The organism is Limosilactobacillus ingluviei str. Autruche 4 (genome assembly GCF_000312405.1).
GTDB lineage: Bacteria > Bacillota > Bacilli > Lactobacillales > Lactobacillaceae > Limosilactobacillus > Limosilactobacillus ingluviei.
Window position 1 is genome coordinate 103,841 of record NZ_HE997173.1, and the last position, 15,463, is coordinate 119,303.

13 protein-coding genes are annotated in these 15,463 nt (G+C 51.6%); 9 read left to right on the forward strand and 4 right to left on the reverse strand.

Going from position 1 to position 15,463, the window contains the following annotated elements; all coding sequences use genetic code 11:
- The first annotated feature begins 259 nt into the window (after positions 1-259).
- A complete protein-coding gene (locus BN54_RS00610; protein ID WP_019205183.1) occupies positions 260-1,159 on the forward strand; it encodes a glycosyltransferase family 2 protein in 900 nt (299 codons plus the stop codon).
- Between the two features lie 48 nt (positions 1,160-1,207).
- Here BN54_RS00610 and BN54_RS00615 read toward each other — a convergent pair whose 3' ends face one another.
- Genes BN54_RS00615 through BN54_RS00630 form a run of 4 tightly spaced genes read right to left on the reverse strand, consistent with a single transcriptional unit; the run spans position 1,208 to position 7,548 of the window.
- The gene (locus BN54_RS00615) at positions 1,208-3,379 is read right to left on the reverse strand and encodes a glycosyltransferase (RefSeq protein ID WP_019205184.1); all 2,172 of its coding nucleotides are present in this window, start codon (positions 3,377-3,379) and stop codon (positions 1,208-1,210) included.
- A complete protein-coding gene (locus BN54_RS00620; protein WP_019205185.1) occupies positions 3,379-5,514 on the reverse strand; it encodes a glycosyltransferase family 8 protein in 2,136 nt (711 codons plus the stop codon). The genes BN54_RS00615 and BN54_RS00620 overlap by 1 nt, the downstream gene beginning before the upstream one ends.
- Before the next feature lie 3 nt (positions 5,515-5,517).
- Positions 5,518-6,858, reverse strand: a complete 1,341-nt coding sequence (locus BN54_RS00625) for a glycosyltransferase family 8 protein (protein ID WP_019205186.1) — start codon at positions 6,856-6,858, stop codon at positions 5,518-5,520.
- A 21-nt stretch (positions 6,859-6,879) separates the two neighbouring features.
- Positions 6,880-7,548, reverse strand: a complete 669-nt coding sequence (locus BN54_RS00630; protein ID WP_019205187.1) for a glycosyltransferase family 2 protein — start codon at positions 7,546-7,548, stop codon at positions 6,880-6,882.
- A gap of 162 nt (positions 7,549-7,710) precedes the next feature.
- On the opposite strand from BN54_RS00630, the gene BN54_RS00635 reads away from it, so the two are divergent.
- The 8 genes from BN54_RS00635 to BN54_RS00670 all read left to right on the forward strand — a co-directional run bounded on the left by BN54_RS00635 (position 7,711) and on the right by BN54_RS00670 (position 15,405).
- Entirely contained in the window at positions 7,711-8,613 is a 903-nt protein-coding gene (locus BN54_RS00635; RefSeq protein ID WP_019205188.1) for a glycosyltransferase family 2 protein, read from the forward strand.
- A gap of 92 nt (positions 8,614-8,705) precedes the next feature.
- Positions 8,706-9,560 (forward strand): SP_1767 family glycosyltransferase, encoded by an 855-nt coding sequence (locus BN54_RS00640; protein ID WP_019205189.1) that lies wholly within the window; start codon positions 8,706-8,708, stop codon positions 9,558-9,560.
- The gene (locus BN54_RS00645) at positions 9,550-10,557 is read left to right on the forward strand and encodes a sugar transferase (RefSeq protein ID WP_019205190.1); all 1,008 of its coding nucleotides are present in this window, start codon (positions 9,550-9,552) and stop codon (positions 10,555-10,557) included. The genes BN54_RS00640 and BN54_RS00645 overlap by 11 nt, the downstream gene beginning before the upstream one ends.
- A 17-nt stretch (positions 10,558-10,574) precedes the next feature.
- A complete protein-coding gene (locus BN54_RS00650; RefSeq protein ID WP_019205191.1) occupies positions 10,575-11,747 on the forward strand; it encodes a glycosyltransferase family 8 protein in 1,173 nt (390 codons plus the stop codon).
- Between the two features lie 3 nt (positions 11,748-11,750).
- Positions 11,751-12,632 (forward strand): glycosyltransferase family 2 protein, encoded by an 882-nt coding sequence (locus BN54_RS00655; protein WP_019205192.1) that lies wholly within the window; start codon positions 11,751-11,753, stop codon positions 12,630-12,632.
- A 40-nt stretch (positions 12,633-12,672) separates the two neighbouring features.
- The gene (locus BN54_RS00660) at positions 12,673-13,563 is read left to right on the forward strand and encodes a glycosyltransferase family 2 protein (protein ID WP_019205193.1); all 891 of its coding nucleotides are present in this window, start codon (positions 12,673-12,675) and stop codon (positions 13,561-13,563) included.
- Between the two features lie 18 nt (positions 13,564-13,581).
- Positions 13,582-14,478, forward strand: coding sequence for a glycosyltransferase (locus BN54_RS00665; protein WP_019205194.1), 897 nt, complete (start codon positions 13,582-13,584; stop codon positions 14,476-14,478).
- 63 nt (positions 14,479-14,541) lie between these two features.
- The gene (locus BN54_RS00670; RefSeq protein ID WP_019205195.1) at positions 14,542-15,405 is read left to right on the forward strand and encodes a glycosyltransferase family 2 protein; all 864 of its coding nucleotides are present in this window, start codon (positions 14,542-14,544) and stop codon (positions 15,403-15,405) included.
- Positions 15,406-15,463: the final 58 nt, after the last annotated feature.

Consider the following 15,463-nt stretch of genomic DNA (forward strand, 5'->3'; position numbering starts at 1 on the left):
TACAGATATGTCGTGTGTCAATTGCTGACTTTACGAAAAAATAACTGCCGATGAAGTTAAGAAATTTTTCTGGAAAGCGCAAAACTGGTTTGGTAAGTAAAGGACCAAGTTAAAGAAAATTAATTTAATTAAAAAACAGAAGAACGGCTTCAGTTCTTCACAAATTTAAAACCGGTCGAACCAGATTCTCAGTTCTGTTCATTGTTTTGCTAATGGTCGGGCGATAAACTAGAGGTGAAAGCCAGGGGGAGGTGGCGGAATGAAAGTTAGTGTAATTGTGCCGGTTTGTAATGTTAGGGATTACTTACCGCAGTGTGTGGAGTCGATCTTAACCCAATCATTTCAAAATTTTGAGTTGTTATTGGTAGATGATAATTCGACTGATGGCTCGGAGCAATTGTGCGATCAGTATGCCCAAACTGACCCGAGGGTGAGGGTGCTTCATTTGACTGAACACCGGGGAGTCTCGGTAGCGCGCAATACGGGGGTAAAGAATGCGCGGGGCGATTTGATCAGCTTCATTGATAGTGATGACTTTGTTAGTGAAGAATACTTAGCTCAAATGGTGGCAACCCTGACTGCGTACCAAGCCGATGTGGTCTTTACAGAATATAATGAGCTCGACCAACAAGCAGGCATATTCTATTTTAACGTGGTATCAGCGGCCAAGGGGGAAGTCTACGAACTAACCGCCCAAGAAGCGGCGGCGATGCCAGATGAACGACTGCCGTTTCGCCATGGTTGCTATGTTCACCCGTGGGGGAAGCTCGCCAAAAGAGAGCTTTACTTGCAGCATCCCTTTATTCCGGATTTGTACTTTGAAGATGGTCCCAATTCCTTGCGGATCTTTTTAGCGACGCACAAGGTGGTGGGATTGCTCAGGGATGATTACACTTACCGGATCAAGTGCCCCCACGCCATTACCCAGGGGACGAAAATCTTAAAGGAAAACATGGATCTCTTGCAGGCCTTTCGCTTTCGAGCCCTGGATATGTTAGCCGCCGGGGTGGATCCAACCTCGTTTCGGGCGGAACTCTTGCATAATTTACAAACGGATGCCGGGAAGTTGGAAGTGGCTAATCAGACGGATTGTGAAGAATACCGGGAGCTTCAATGGCTCTTGAAGTTAATGACCCAGGCTCAGGTGCCAGGGCAATAAAAAAGGATCGTTGCTGGCGCGCAACGGTCCTTTTTTATTGCATTCACGTTAGTGGTCACTGAGCTTGCGATGAAACCAGATATTTTGTTCCCAGTGAATTTTCTTAGGCGCTTGAACCAAAAGTTGGGGAATCAACGGGGCGGTCCAGTTAAGATGCTTAAAGGCGGTCCGTCGGATCAAATGCCCCGGGGTCCATTGATATTCGCCAATCCCCACTGGCAATAATTGCGGCAAGGTGAGCTGGGAGAGCTCCTGGACTCGGCCAGAATTGGCGGTACCACGTAAGACCTGACGGGCAGGGAGGTAGGTTAAGCGATAGCCAGTTACGATGTCGGCGGCATATTTACGCTGTAAGGCCGCCAATTGGACTATGACGGTGGGCTCGGTAAGTCGGTCGTGGGGGCCAAGCAAGAAAATAAACTCGCCGTGGGCTGCCGCTAGCCCCGTTTGCCACCGGTGGGCTGTAGTCGGCCCCGCTTGGCAGACGAGGTGCAAGGGCTCGTTTAACGCCAGCAACTGGGCCAAGGGGGACTCGGGAGCTGGGGCGGGTGCCGCGGTTACAATGATCACTTCTAAGTGGCCATATGATTGGCACAGCAGACTTTCTAATTGCTCGAGTAAGTAGTCTTCATCTAACGCGGCATCCAATAAGATGGAAATGACCGGCAACTCTGGTTGGTAAGCCTGGGCCCAGGCCCGGGCGACGTGGCGGTAATGGGCAATGGCGGGCCACTGGACGCGGGGCTGATTAAAGGTCATTTTCCAGGGCTTTTGTGGTCCTAAAAAGTGGAGAATCGTGGTATCGCGTAAGGTGCGGGGGTTACGTTGCAAGGATTTTGTCACGCAATTAACGGCGGGCGAAAGGTAGGTGACGGCCCCTTGGCAAAAGAAATTCAGCGCGTCTTGATCCTCCAGTAAGTAGAGGTTGACGGTATCACGCAAAAACTCGTAAAAATATACCCCAAGATTATATTTGCGCCACTGATAAAGGTCGAAAACCAGCATCCCGGAGTTAAAGTAGTCCTTGCCCGCGGGGCCTAAGACCTTGTAGGCCCACCAGTCCGTCGGGTCTTCCGGTGGTGGGGTCACCCCACTGCCGTCATCGCGAACACAGCCCAGTAAATTACCATGCAGGTCGCTGTGCCAAAGCGCAGTAAGATCGCCCGTGACCAAGGTGTCGGCATCTAAGTAGATCACCCGGTCGAGGTGGGGGAGCAGCTGGGGCAAAAAGACCCGGTAGTAGACACTTAGCGGTCCGTGGTGGCCAAAGTCAGCTAACTGGCGAATCATGTCATAATCCGCTGCGGGCAGTGGGGTGTGAACGACCCTGAGGTTGGCAAAACGCTCATTAAACCACGCGAACTGAGCCTGAGTCGCCACACTGAGCTGGGTGGCAACAACGTAAACGTCCACGGGAGCGGTGTTCGTTTGCGTAATTGAATACAGCAGGGGAGCGAGGTGGGCTTCGACGCCCTGGTCAATTCCCAACGCTAAGCTGATCCGCTCAGGTACCGGCGGGGTAGCAATCCGCTGAGCGGCCGGCGGTAACAATTGCTTTAGCGGTGACAGCGGCGGTAATGCCGCCCAATCAAGGGCTGGCAGCTGGTGGTCAGACCGCTCGCGCCAGACGACGGCCAGGTGGCTGCTTTCCACGGGGTGTTGTGCTTGTTGAACGAGGCGGTAGACCAGAATTTGCTCATTCGTGTTCGGTGCTGTCGTGGCGAGCACTTCAGTTAATAGGGCGCGCTGGATGAGGTTGCCGCTCAGGGTGCGCACGGCTACGCTGAACCGGGCTAGGAGCGCGAAATTATTGGTGGTAAGCAAGCGCGGTTGGGGTTGCTTGTGTTGGGGGAAATAGAGCACGTTATTTTCTAACCGAATTACTTTGGCTACCAAGAGGTCGGCGTGGGCAGTTTGAGCCGCCGCGCTGACTTCGGTGAGCGAAGTCGGTTGGTAAAAGTGATCACCAGCGGACAAGCAGTAGACGTATTCCCCTGGGGCCGCTTTTACGGCCGCTTGGTAGGGGGTGCTGGTCGGTGGCACCGGAATGATTTTTAAGCGTTGGTCAGCAAGGGCGGTAATGGCCGGGGGCACTGGCAAAGTGTGGGTTAAAATGACCGTAAAGTCCGGGTAATCTTGGTTCAAGGCGCTTTGCACAGAATTGACCAGGTGGGGTTCATCGCCGTGCGCAGCAATCAGAATGGAAATTGACGGGGTCATTAATCTTCCTCCTCGGGGTGCTGTTCAAAATGCCAGACCCAGGGATCCTGGGCGAGGTAGCACGTCAATGGTGATTGCTCCCTTAACTGCGCCGGCCAAGTCTCTGCCGCGATCGTGGCTAGGTTTGCAAACTGGGCTTTACGGACCAGTTGACCCCATAGTCGCGTTTGGGCTTCTTGGGCTAAGGGATCCGCCGTTGCGGTTGGTAAGTAGTGGCGTTCTTGATCCAGCGCCGCACGGTAAATAATGGCCGTATCGGTCGCCATTCGTTGATAATTGGTCAAGGCCACGCTGGCGCCCTGGTTGAGGTAGCTTACCAACTGCGTCAGCAAGGTCCGCTCGCGAATGTAATCGGCGACCCGGAAGAAGTAAACGTACTCACCGTGCGCCGCTTGCCAAGCCGGGGTAAGGGTGTCCGCCTGGATAATTTGCAAGGGGTAATACTTTTGCATGTCGGTTAAGTAGGCGGTTACTTCCGCGGGCAGCGAGGTGTTGGTGACGATCAAAAAAGTCAGGTTGGTGTAATCCTGGTTGACAAAATTTTCCAGGCAATTTTGAAAGTGTTGGTAATCCAGTGGTGCCGGTTGGCGGGCGTCAAGAATGACGCTGATTTGGTGGGGCTGGTCGCCTAATTTGAGGTGGGTTTGGCGAAGGAGCTGCCGGTATTGTTGAACAGCGGCCAAATCACGCGGGGTGTGGGGCACCCAGGTCATATTCTTCCACGGTTTGTGCACGTAGTAGTGCAGGATGGTGATTTCTGACGTCGGCCGCGGGAAGTAACGGAAAAAGGTCGTCCCGTAGTTGTTCCCCATTTCTAAGGGGTAGTAGGCATCAAAGTAAAAGAGGTTATGCGCATCCTGGTCGGCTTGGATAAACCAATTGCCGGCATCGATGGCGGTTTTGAGGACCAGGGCACTGGTCTGGTACTGGCGGATTAAGTGGAGGTCCATTAATAAGACCCCGGAGTTGAAGTAGTGTTTCCCCTGTTCCATAAACATTTGGTGGGAATAGTGTTCGATGACGGAAATATCGGTTCCCGCGCCGAGAAAATGCCCCGCTAAATCGGTGTGCCACAACTGGTGCAGGCTGTTAAGCACCAGGGTATCGGTATCCAGGTACAAGAGCCGGTCTAACTCAGGGAAGAGGTAGGGCAAAAGGACCCGGGTGTAAGTGGCAATGGGAAGATTAGTTTTGATCTTGATCGGTTCGATCATTTGGTGCAGGGCCTTGCTGAGTGGCCGAAATTCCACGGTGATCCGGGAAAAGAGGGCGGCAAGCTGGTGGAGCCGGGCTTGGTTGGCAGCGGAAAGCTGGTAGGCCACGATGTAGACCGTCGTCGGATCAGTCGTATTTTGGTTGATTGACGCCAGCAGGGGCAACAGCTGGTCGACGATGTTGTTGTCAATGCACAGGGCGATACTGACTCGGGTGGGGATGGTCGCCTGGTAGCCGCTAGCTTGAATATCTTTTACCCACCGGTGAGCCGGGGAGTATTCATAGTCACTTTCCCACTGAAAGGCCGGCAGCGGCGCCGCGTGATCGGTTACCAGACAGTAGCAGTGGGTCGTCATAAAGATCGCCTTTGTGGCGACGTGGACCAGGAGATAAAAGAGCCGCTGGGGGGAGTCATGCACAGCAGTTAAAGCCAGCTCGCTGAACAAACGGCGGTGGAAGAAGACCCCCTTCATCGCGATCGCTTCAGGGGTGCTGCGCATGGCGGGGATCACGTTGTTGCCGTTGAGCAAGCCGAGTTCGCTTTGGAAGGGGTAGTGGAACGTAAACATGCCGTCCTTGAGGTGGACGGTGGGACTGGTCCCCAGTTCGACATCCTTTTGGTCTAATTCGTCTAGGGCGGCCGGGAGGGTATCAGTCATGAAGAAGTCTTCCCCGGCGAGAAAAGTAATGAAGTCAGCTTGGCCATGCGTTTGGGCCTGGGCAAGCAGGTTGTCCCACGTGGGTTCGATTACGATTACCTGCGCCGGCTCGGCAACGTCAGCGGGCAGGGGGGTCGCGGAAAGGATAAAGATTTCGCTTCCTGCCGGTAACTGTTGTTGCACACTGGCGAGACTCTTTTTAAGGGCTGCCACCGGCGTGGTGGTGTGGTTGATGATAAAAATCGTTGCGTTTGCGGTCATGGTTTATTCCTCGCTTTGTTCTGGGACGGTCGTGGTCCAACTGGTGAATTCATGGAGCTTCGGGTTGAGTTCTTGATTGATTTTAGTGGTGGTCACTTCACTGGCTTGAGCTGGCAGGGCGGCCCGGCGCAACAGCCACCCACTGAGCGGCCGCAGCGGGGCCTGGGCGCTTTGGTGAGCCTGCACGGCAGCTGCCGTTTCCAGGGCAGCCACCAGTTGGCTGATGATGTGAGGGGTAGCCAGGACTTGGTCGAGTTGGAAGGTAAAAAGCAACGGGTCTGTCGTGGCATTCGCCGCGGTGGCCCAATCTCCGGTTACCACCTGAGTATGGGGGTAGAAGCCTTGGACTTGTTGCAAGTAGGCCGCCAGGTCAGCTGGCAGCGGACGCTCAGTTAAGATGACGACGCTGAGGTTGGTATAAGTTTGAATCCAAAGGCTTTCCAAGCAGGCTTCAAATTGGGTTGGGTCCAGATCGCGAGCGTCTACGATCACGGTCACGGCCAGTGGCCAATCCCCCAGTCGGGCCTGCATTTGGTTGCGTAATTGGCGGTAACGATGGATGGCCGGTTTTCGGGCGGCACTCATCGGGGCTTCGGTCACCAGATTATGCCAGGGTTTTTTCGGCCCGTAGTAGTGAATGATTGTAATCTCATCCAACGGCAACGGGGCGCGGTCAAAGTATTCCAAGCCGTAATTGGCGGTGTGATCCCAAAGTCGACAGGCCCGGTAGAAGTAGAGGTTTTGGACGTCTTGGTCCGCATGAACCAAAAGATCGGCCGTATCTTGGGCGAGCTGGGCGCATGCAAAGGGAGCGTTGATTTGTCGCAGGCGGGTTAGGTCCATTAAGACGACGCCGGCATTGAAGTAGTGGTCGCCTTGGGGACCAAAAATCCCGTGGTTCCAGCCGTACTGCCGAAAGACCGTCACAGAACTGTCTTCACTGGCGGCAATTGGATAGCCGTTTAATTCCGTTTGCCAAAGTGACCAGAGGCTGCGGTTGACGATTAAGTCGGTATCTAAGTATAAGACCCGCGGGAGGTCGTTTAAGACCAGTGGCAGCAAGAACCGGAAGTAAGTCCCGATTGGCAAGCGGGAGTCCTTGAGATTCAAAGATTCGATCAGTTGCAGCCAGACCTTAGGCAGTTGGTGCATGACTAAGGTCGTGTGGGTCAGGACGGTTTGACACTGGGCTAAGCGTGCCTGGTGGGCTTGGCTGAGTCGGTAGTAAACCAGGTGAAAATCAACCGGGTGGTCGGTGGTTTGATCGATCGAATACAGCAAGGTCGGTAGATGGTCGATTAAATTATCATCAATACAACTGACTACTTGGATGCGGTCGGCCACGGGCGGCTGTGGCGTTTGCGCTCAAGTAGCCACCAACCGACGCAAGGGGGAGTATTCGTATTCGGGGCGCCACTGAAAAGCCGGCAGGCTTTGCCCATCATCAATCGCTAAGCAGTAGTAGGCAATTTGCGACAAGATCGCTTTTTCGGCGACCTGAATCAGGGCATAGACCAGGGCCTGGGCGGAATCAGCCAGGCCACGGGCTTGGAGGGGCGGGATCAAAGTGCGCTTAAACAGCACCCCCCATGGCTGGCGAAGCGCCGGTTCAAGCCGCATGAAGGGCAGGATGTTATTAGGAGTCAGCAAGTGGAAAGTTCCACCACTTGGGAAGCGGTAGTTAAATTTACCGTCAGCCAGGGTCAACGGGACCCCGCGCCCGACGTCGGCCCGCTTTTCTTGCACCTCATCCCATAACTGCTCCAGGCGGTCGGCTTCCATTAACAAGTCGTTGGCGTTAATGAAGGTAAGCCAGGTTGTTTGAGCGTGGGCATGGGCTAATTCCAGCAGGTGGGGCCAGGAAAAATCGGTGGTTAAGACCACCGGAGCCGTGGCGTCAGGCTGGGGTTGATCGGTAATGATGAGGGTTTGCAGGCCGGCCAGGCTTTGCTGGGCCAGGCTGGTTAGGCACCGGGTTAAATTTAGCTGTTGGTACATCGGGGCGATTACAATCGCGGTGAGACTAGCGGGCATGATAAATTCCTTCTTTCGCGCAGGTGAATTGCTCTTTTCTTATATTATAGCGGTTTCACTAATGATTGCCCACCTGATCAGTGAATTTGGTCGACCCGGCGGGCTGGGGGGTGTAAAATTTAAATTAAAGCAGTAACCGTTCTCAAGAAGGACGGGAAAGGGATGAAAAAGATGAGCGCTAAAATTTCAGTAATCATTCCATTTTATAATGGGGCGGCGCACTTACCGGAATGCGTGACCAGCGTCTTAAACCAAACGTACGCGAATTTAGAAGTGATTTTGGTCGATGATGGTTCGACCGATGCCAGCAGTCGGCAAGCAGAAAAATTCCGGCAGCGCGACCAGCGGGTTCGCGTCTTGCATAAGGCTAACGGGGGCCCGGGAGACAGTCGCAATGCGGGGCTGGCCATGGCCACGGGGGAATACGTGGCCTTTGTCGATCACGATGATCGCTTGGAGCCGACCAGTTTCGCCCAACTAATGGCCTTGCAGGAACGCACCCAGGCTGAGATTGTCATGGCCAATTTCTTTTTCTATGTCGAAGGAGAAGAAGGCTTTCAAGTGGCCTTTAGTAAGGACGATTACTTTGAACAGGTGTACACGCCCATGGAATGGCTGGCAATGGAGTACACACGGGACTTTGGCATTAGTGAATGTTTTTCGGTCCCGTGGGGCAAATTATACCGCCGCCAGTTGTGGGACGACGTCGCCTTCCCGGTTGACCAAGCTGCCGAAGATGATTTTACGACCTGGCGGGTCTATTTAGGGGCCGAGCGGCTGGCCTTTATGAATACCGGCCTGTATATGTATCGGCAGCGTCCTGACAGCCTTAGTGCCCGCCAAAATCCAACGGAGATTTTTACTTTGGCGGCTGTGGAGAAACGGATTGCCACGTTAGCGCTGTTGGGGTTGGATGTGGCCCCAGAAATTGAAGCTTACCGCTTACGCTTGTTGAGTCACCGCCGCCAAATGGAGCTGCACGATGCTCAGGATGTGGTCACATATAAAACCGTTTGTCATACCTTGAAAATGTTGGAAAAGTACCGGCCTGGGACAACAAGTTGAGATAATTGCCCGAGTTTGTCGAAAGCCAATTGACTTTCACTGATCGGCTACTTAATATAAGGATTAATCAATTGATGGGGAGGAGTGTAGTAATGGCAACAGAACCGCTGTATGGGGTGACGGTCAAGGATGTTGATCAAACCTTAGATTATATATTGGCACACCATTCCTCGGTGGCCCGCTTTGGGGACGGGGAGATTGACTTGATTGCAGGGCGGGATATTCCCTACCAGGCTTACGATCCGGCCCTGGCCGAACACTTAAAACGGGTCCTATACACGCCCAGCCGACCGGAGTTGGTGGTGTGCATGTCGGACGTCTTTGAGCGCTTGGAGCGCTACACCCCAGCCGCCCAAGCCTTTTGGGCGCAAAACCGCCCGGCCAATGCAGCCATCTACCAGCTGATGGGGGCCAACGTGGATTGGTACGGCAGCACTTTTATTTCGCGGCCCTACATGGATTGGCAGGATAAGCGCTTAGCCCAGGGCTACTTTGCGAAGCTGCGCCAGCTCTGGGCTGACCGGGACGTTTTGATCGTCGAAGGCCAACTGTCACGCTCGGGAGTCGGCAACGACCTTTTTGCAAATGCTAAGTCCGTCCAGCGGATCCTGGGGCCCGCTCACAATGCCTTTGCCCAGTATGCCGCGCTTAAAGCGGCGATTGAAAAATTTGGCCCTGGCAAGCTGGTCTTACTGATGCTCGGGCCGACGGCTAAAGCCCTGGTCGGGGAACTAGCGGCCACGGGGTTGCAATTGGTGGATATTGGCCACATTGATTCGGAGTACGAGTGGTTTCAGATGGGGGCGACCAGCAAGGTAAAATTGCAGCATAAGCATACAGCCGAACATAACTTTGATGAAGACATTACCTTAGCCGCAGCGCCGGAATACGAAGCCCAGATTATTGCAGACCTCAGTCAGGAAGGAACCCAAGCACATGAAGATTAATATCACCAATCTCTACGGAATGGCCAATACCAGTACCGCCCAGGCAGCCCAAAACGTGACGACCCAGCTCGCTAAGGCCCAGGGGGTCAATGAACTGGCTATTTACCGTTACAACGTTGCCAGTGACACTCCCGAGCAGTTGCGGGTCCGCATCGACGGGATCAATGCCTCCTTGCAAATGGGCGATATTGTCATTTTCCAATTGCCGACGTGGAACGGGCTGGAATTTGAGCGCCAGTATTTAAGTCAGCTGCGGGTCTACCAAGCTCGGATCGTCTTTTTTATCCAGGATATTCCGCCACTGATGTTTAGCCAAAATTACGATGATTGGATGAAGCCGTACGTTGAATTTTTCAATGAAGCCGATCTGTTGATTTTACCGAGCGAAAATATGGCGGCCCGGCTAAAGGCTGAGGGGCTCACGGTCGACAGTATTGTTTATCAGCACCTGTGGGATCACCCTACGGCTTACCAACCTGAGGGGGCGACCTTTCGCCGCGAGTTGACCTTTTTAGGCAGCCAGAGCCGCTTCCCCTTTACCCGGGAATGGCATTATGCGACCCGCTTGCGCTTATTTACCATGGACGCCCAGATCGACCCAACCCAAAACATTGAATACGCGGGCTTCCATCCGGATGAAGCCTTGTTGCCGATGCTTGACGGGGGATTTGGCCTGTGCTGGAGCGTGGATACGCCGGAACAACCGGAGCGGCAGTATTCGCATTTAAATGCTTCCTACAAGCTCAGCACTTACCTAGCAGCGGGACTGCCGGTAGTGGCCAATGCTGACATTGCCGCCGCGCAATTGATTAAGGACCACCAGCTGGGCTTGCTGGCGGAAAGTTTGGAAGAAGCCGATCAACTGGTGCAAAATTGCACCGCCGAGGAGTACCAATTAATGGCCCAAAAAGCCAAGGATTATGGCTACTTGTTGCGCAATGGCTATATGTTTAAGCGGATGTTGGTGGAAGTGGTCACCCACTTTATGGCGCATTAAGGTTCAGGAGGAGAGGAATGCCAAAGGAAGCGATTGTCTTAGCGGCTAATTATGGGTACGTGACCGCGGCTGAAACGACGTTAAAATCGTTGTTTTACCATACGCCGCGGGTAACCGTGTACTTGGCGAATGAAGATATTCCCGCGGAGTGGTTTCGCAATATCAATCATCACTTGGCGGGGACGGGCAGTCGGCTGGTCGATTTAAAGATCGATTTGGCCCGGTTGGCCACCGGGAAAACGACTTGGCCCCACATCAATCAGTATAGTTACGTGAAAATTCACGCGCCCCAATTATTAACGGCGGCACGGATCATCTACCTGGATTGTGATCTGATCGTCCGACACAGCTTGTGGCCGTTGGTGCACTTTGATTTACAAGGTCAGCCGGTGGGGATGGCACACGAAATCAATAGTCCGTCCTTTAATTCTGGAGTCTTGTTGATTGACCGGGCCCGGTGGCAAGCCGCGGAATTGACGGAACAATGTATCGATTTCTTTTCGCACCATGAAGATGAGATTAACAACGGTGATCAGACGGTCTTAAACCGGGTGTGTGAAGGGCAGCTTCAGCCGTTGCCGGCGACTTTTAATAACCAAGTGGGGATGGAAAAGGAGGCGTTTTATCGGGGCTGGCCCGTGTTTGACCACTTCCTGGTCGCAGATGCGGTGATTGATCACTATACGACTGCCGATAAGCCGTGGCAGCTGCTGTCAGTCGGTCGGGGCCGGGCCCAGTGGTGGAAGTATCATAATTTGGAATGGCAGATGATTGGGAACCACTTGCGTTTAAGCGCGCCTGCCTCCACCAAGCCGCAGCTCTTGCTCTACACCGCCTGGGCGGAATTGAATCGGTTAGAAGACGTGATCAAGTGCTTGCCAGATTGGCAGTTTGAAATTGCCACGCCGGTGTTGATGAATTTTGAATTGAAACGCCTGAGTGCTTACCCAAACGTCAACCTCCACGAGAGTATTTTGCCGGTGGCCTTGCAACGATTGATTGAGACGAGTCGGGCAATGTTGGATTTGACCTTGATTCAACGCGATGACCAAGTGCAAGCCCAATTTTTAGCGACGGGCAAGCCCGTTCTGGCATTAGCTCGGGACGGCTATCAAAATGAGCCGGCCCAATTTTTCGCCAGCCCGGCGGCCTTGGCGGCTTATGTTCGGACATTAGCAGAGGAGGAATAATAATTGGTAAAGGTTTCGGTGATTGTGCCGGTATACAATGTGGCGAAGTATTTGAACCAGTGCTTGGATTCAATTGTGAACCAAACTTATCAGGAGTTTGAGGTATTGTTAGTGGACGATGGTTCAACTGATGGTTCGGCCCAAATTTACAAGAAGTATCAGCAGCTCGATCAGCGAGTTAAGGTTATCAAGTTAGCAGCTAACCAAGGACAGTCAAATGCCCGAAATGTAGGAATTGAAAACGCCACGGGTGATTACTTAACCTTTGTTGACAGTGATGATTGGTTAAACAATGATTTTCTTGAGCAAATGCTGACGCCGGTCTTTGCCCACCAAGCAGAAATTGTGTTAGGAAATTATTATCGCTATGACGAAGCCAAACAGAATTTTTTACTGTATGATCCGGCTTACCCCGCGCAAGAATTAACACAAGCTGACTATTTACGTGAACGTTCTGAATTGCGCCACTTAGAATTTGTTTCGGCTTGGGGAAAATTGTTTAAACGAACCTTGTTTGACATGCCAGAGTATTTGCGGTTTCCTTTTGGTAAAACGTTTGAAGATCAGTTTTTGGTTCACCGCCTTTTTTTCAAAGCCCAACGTATTTGGTATTGGGAAAAAGCCCTCTACTGTTGGCGCATTACAGCTAACAGTATTACGACTTCGCCGTTAACTGCCGCGGCTGCCCGTGATGATTTAGATGGATATAAGCAGTATGTGGTCGATTTAGCGTTGCTCGGCAAGCTGGATGAATTAGCCATCCGTAATTACCGGATCCATTTGAATGGATTACAAGCTCGCTTGGAAGCAGCAAACTTACAGCAAACGGCGATTTATCAAGAAGTTGAGTACCAATTGCATTTGACAACGCCAAACGGCTGCTAATTTAATTAGCAATAGTAGAAATTAAGTGGAGAGATTAAAGATGTCACAAATGGTTTCGGTGATTATCCCGGTCTACAACGACGAAAAGTATTTAATGGATTGTGTGAATTCGGTCTTAAATCAAACTTACCAAAATCTGGAAGTTATTTTGGTCAACGATGGTTCAACGGATCGCAGTGCGGCGCTTTGTGAGCAACTCCGCGCCCAAGATTCCCGGGTGCGGGTCTTGCATAAGCCCAATGGTGGGGTTGGCGACAGCCGGAATGCGGGCCTGGCCATGGCCACGGGGGAGTTGCTGGCCTTTGTCGATAATGACGACCGGATGGAACCCACTAATTTGGCCGAACTGGTTGATTTGTTGGAGCGGTGCCAAGCAGATATTGCAATCGGTAATTTTTATGAATTTGGTGAAGCCAATCAAACCTTCTATTTCCGGGTTCGCGAGGAAGATTATTATGAAAAAGTCTATACCCCGGCGGAGTGGTTTGCGGAAGAATATAATATGCATTTTAACCTTAGTCAGTGTTTTACGGTGCCGTGGGGGAAGGTCTACAAACGGGAATTATTTGATCAGATTGCCTACCCGAATGACCGGGCCGTGGAAGATGATTTGACGACTTGGCAAGTTTATTTGTTAGCGGACCGGATTGCCTTTATGAATAAGCCATTGAATATGCACCGAAAGCGAACCAGTAGTGTAACTCAGGAAACAAACCAAGCCAATGTCTACCCGCTGGAGGCGATTGAACAGCGGGTTACGATGATGGCCTTATTGGGAATGGATATAACGGAGGAATTGAAGGCCTATCGTTGGCGATTGAAAGTGCACCGTGATGAATTATTAAAAAGCGGCAGCACCAACTTGGTAAAGTACAAGAATGTTGTACAGCGGCTACGGATTTTGGAAAAAGCGGCGCGGGAAAAACGTTAGATTAAGTGGGGCGAAAACATGGAAGCTAAGAATGCGGTGTGCTATGTTGTTTCAGGAAATTATACGAAGCAGTTGAGTGTCTCACTACTATCGTTAGTCAAGTCCTATCTTTCAGATGCGGCTTTAGATGTGTACGTGTTTAATGAGCAGGTGGCGGCTGAAGATTTGTTGGTTTTAGAAAAGTTACCGGCAATGGTAGGCAAACCCCAAATTCACGTGAAATCACACTCGTTGGTGGAGTTGCCGGAGGAGCTTGTAGGAAAGGTTAAGGAACACGTTAATCCCCTCTATTTACAACGCCTGTTTTTACCGGGGGTACTGCATGATTATGATCGGGTCCTATACTTGGATAATGATACCCTTCTTTATGAGAGTGTCGATCAACTATTCCAGCAATTACCGGTAACTAGTGAGCAGTTGATCGCGGCCGTGCGGGATTTCTATATGTACGTGTTTGGCAGTACGACCGCTGTGATGCCAATCTATGGGGTTGCGGATGTACGTAACTACGTGAACGCCGGGGTCGTGCTCTTTAATGTTGCGCGCTATAATGCGACTTATTCACGCTCGCAGCTCGAACAACTGATTGTGGCTAACTTGGAGATGCCGTGGCTAGATCAAAGTTTACTCAATAAATTAACTGCGGATCGCGTTCATTATTTGGATCTGGCCTACAATTTCCAAAAGACGGATGCGTGGTTGCAGGATTGGGCCTTGCCAACGGAAACTACGGCTGCCAAGGAAATTGCCCGAGCCCGGCGGATGGTAAAAATTCGCCACCTGGTTGATGATGCGTCATGGCATCACATGGTCGCTTACAATCAGTTTGAAGTGGATACCTTTCAGCTCTTAGCGGAGGTTAAACAGCTGAGTCATGTAATTTATCAGCAAGCCAATTTGGAAGCTCACCATTGAAATAAAGGACGCGGTACTTCAGTCGGTGGAGCGTTGAGTTGATTGTAAGTTAGGAGGGACGACATGGTACAACCTAAAATCAGCATTATCATCCCGGTTTATAATGCCGAAGCATATTTACCGATGTGCTTAGACACCATCTTTAAGCAGACCTATCCGCATTTTGAGGTCTTAGCGATCAATGATGGCTCGACGGATTATTCACTAAAGCGCTTGAAGGAATACGCGGCTCAAGATGCTCGCCTACAAGTCTTTGATCAAGCCCAACAAGGGCCGGCTACGGCTCGGAATGTCGGTTTGGATCACGCGACAGGGGATTATATCACCTTTATCGACGCCGATGATTACGTGAAGGAAAATTATCTCGAACGACTTGTTACAGAATGCCAAGCGGCCACCGCCGAAATTGCAATCAGTGACTACTATCGGTACAAAGAGCAGACCAAGATGTTGTATTACTACCGGACGAAGGAGGATTATCAAGTTGTAGATCTAGCACTGGCTGAGCTCTTGCAGCGGATGAATAAGCTAGAGTTCACGACGGTGTGGGGGAAGCTCTTTCAAAGGACTTTATTTGAGCGGGTCCGGTTTTTAGCGGGTCATGGCTATGAAGATACGATGACGGTGCCGAAGCTTTATTTACAAGCTAAAAAGATTGTTTACGTCCAAGAGGACTTGTATTGTTACCGGCTGACGGATGACAGCGTGATGAGTGAATACCTAACGGTGACCAAAATTGCTGATCTCTTACGGACGATTGAAGAAAACATTTTGGATTTGACCTTCAGTGGGCACGATATTCAGCACCAAAAGCAACTTTACGCTAATTACTTAGCGACCTTTGCCGAGTATTTTGAAAGCCGGGAAATGCAAACTCACCCCCTATACCGGAAAATTAAGCTCCGGCAGTTTGAATTAGGTCGTTAAGCTCATGAAAAAGGGATCTTTGCTAGTAGAAAGAATCGCCAGGCCAGAAAGGAGCATC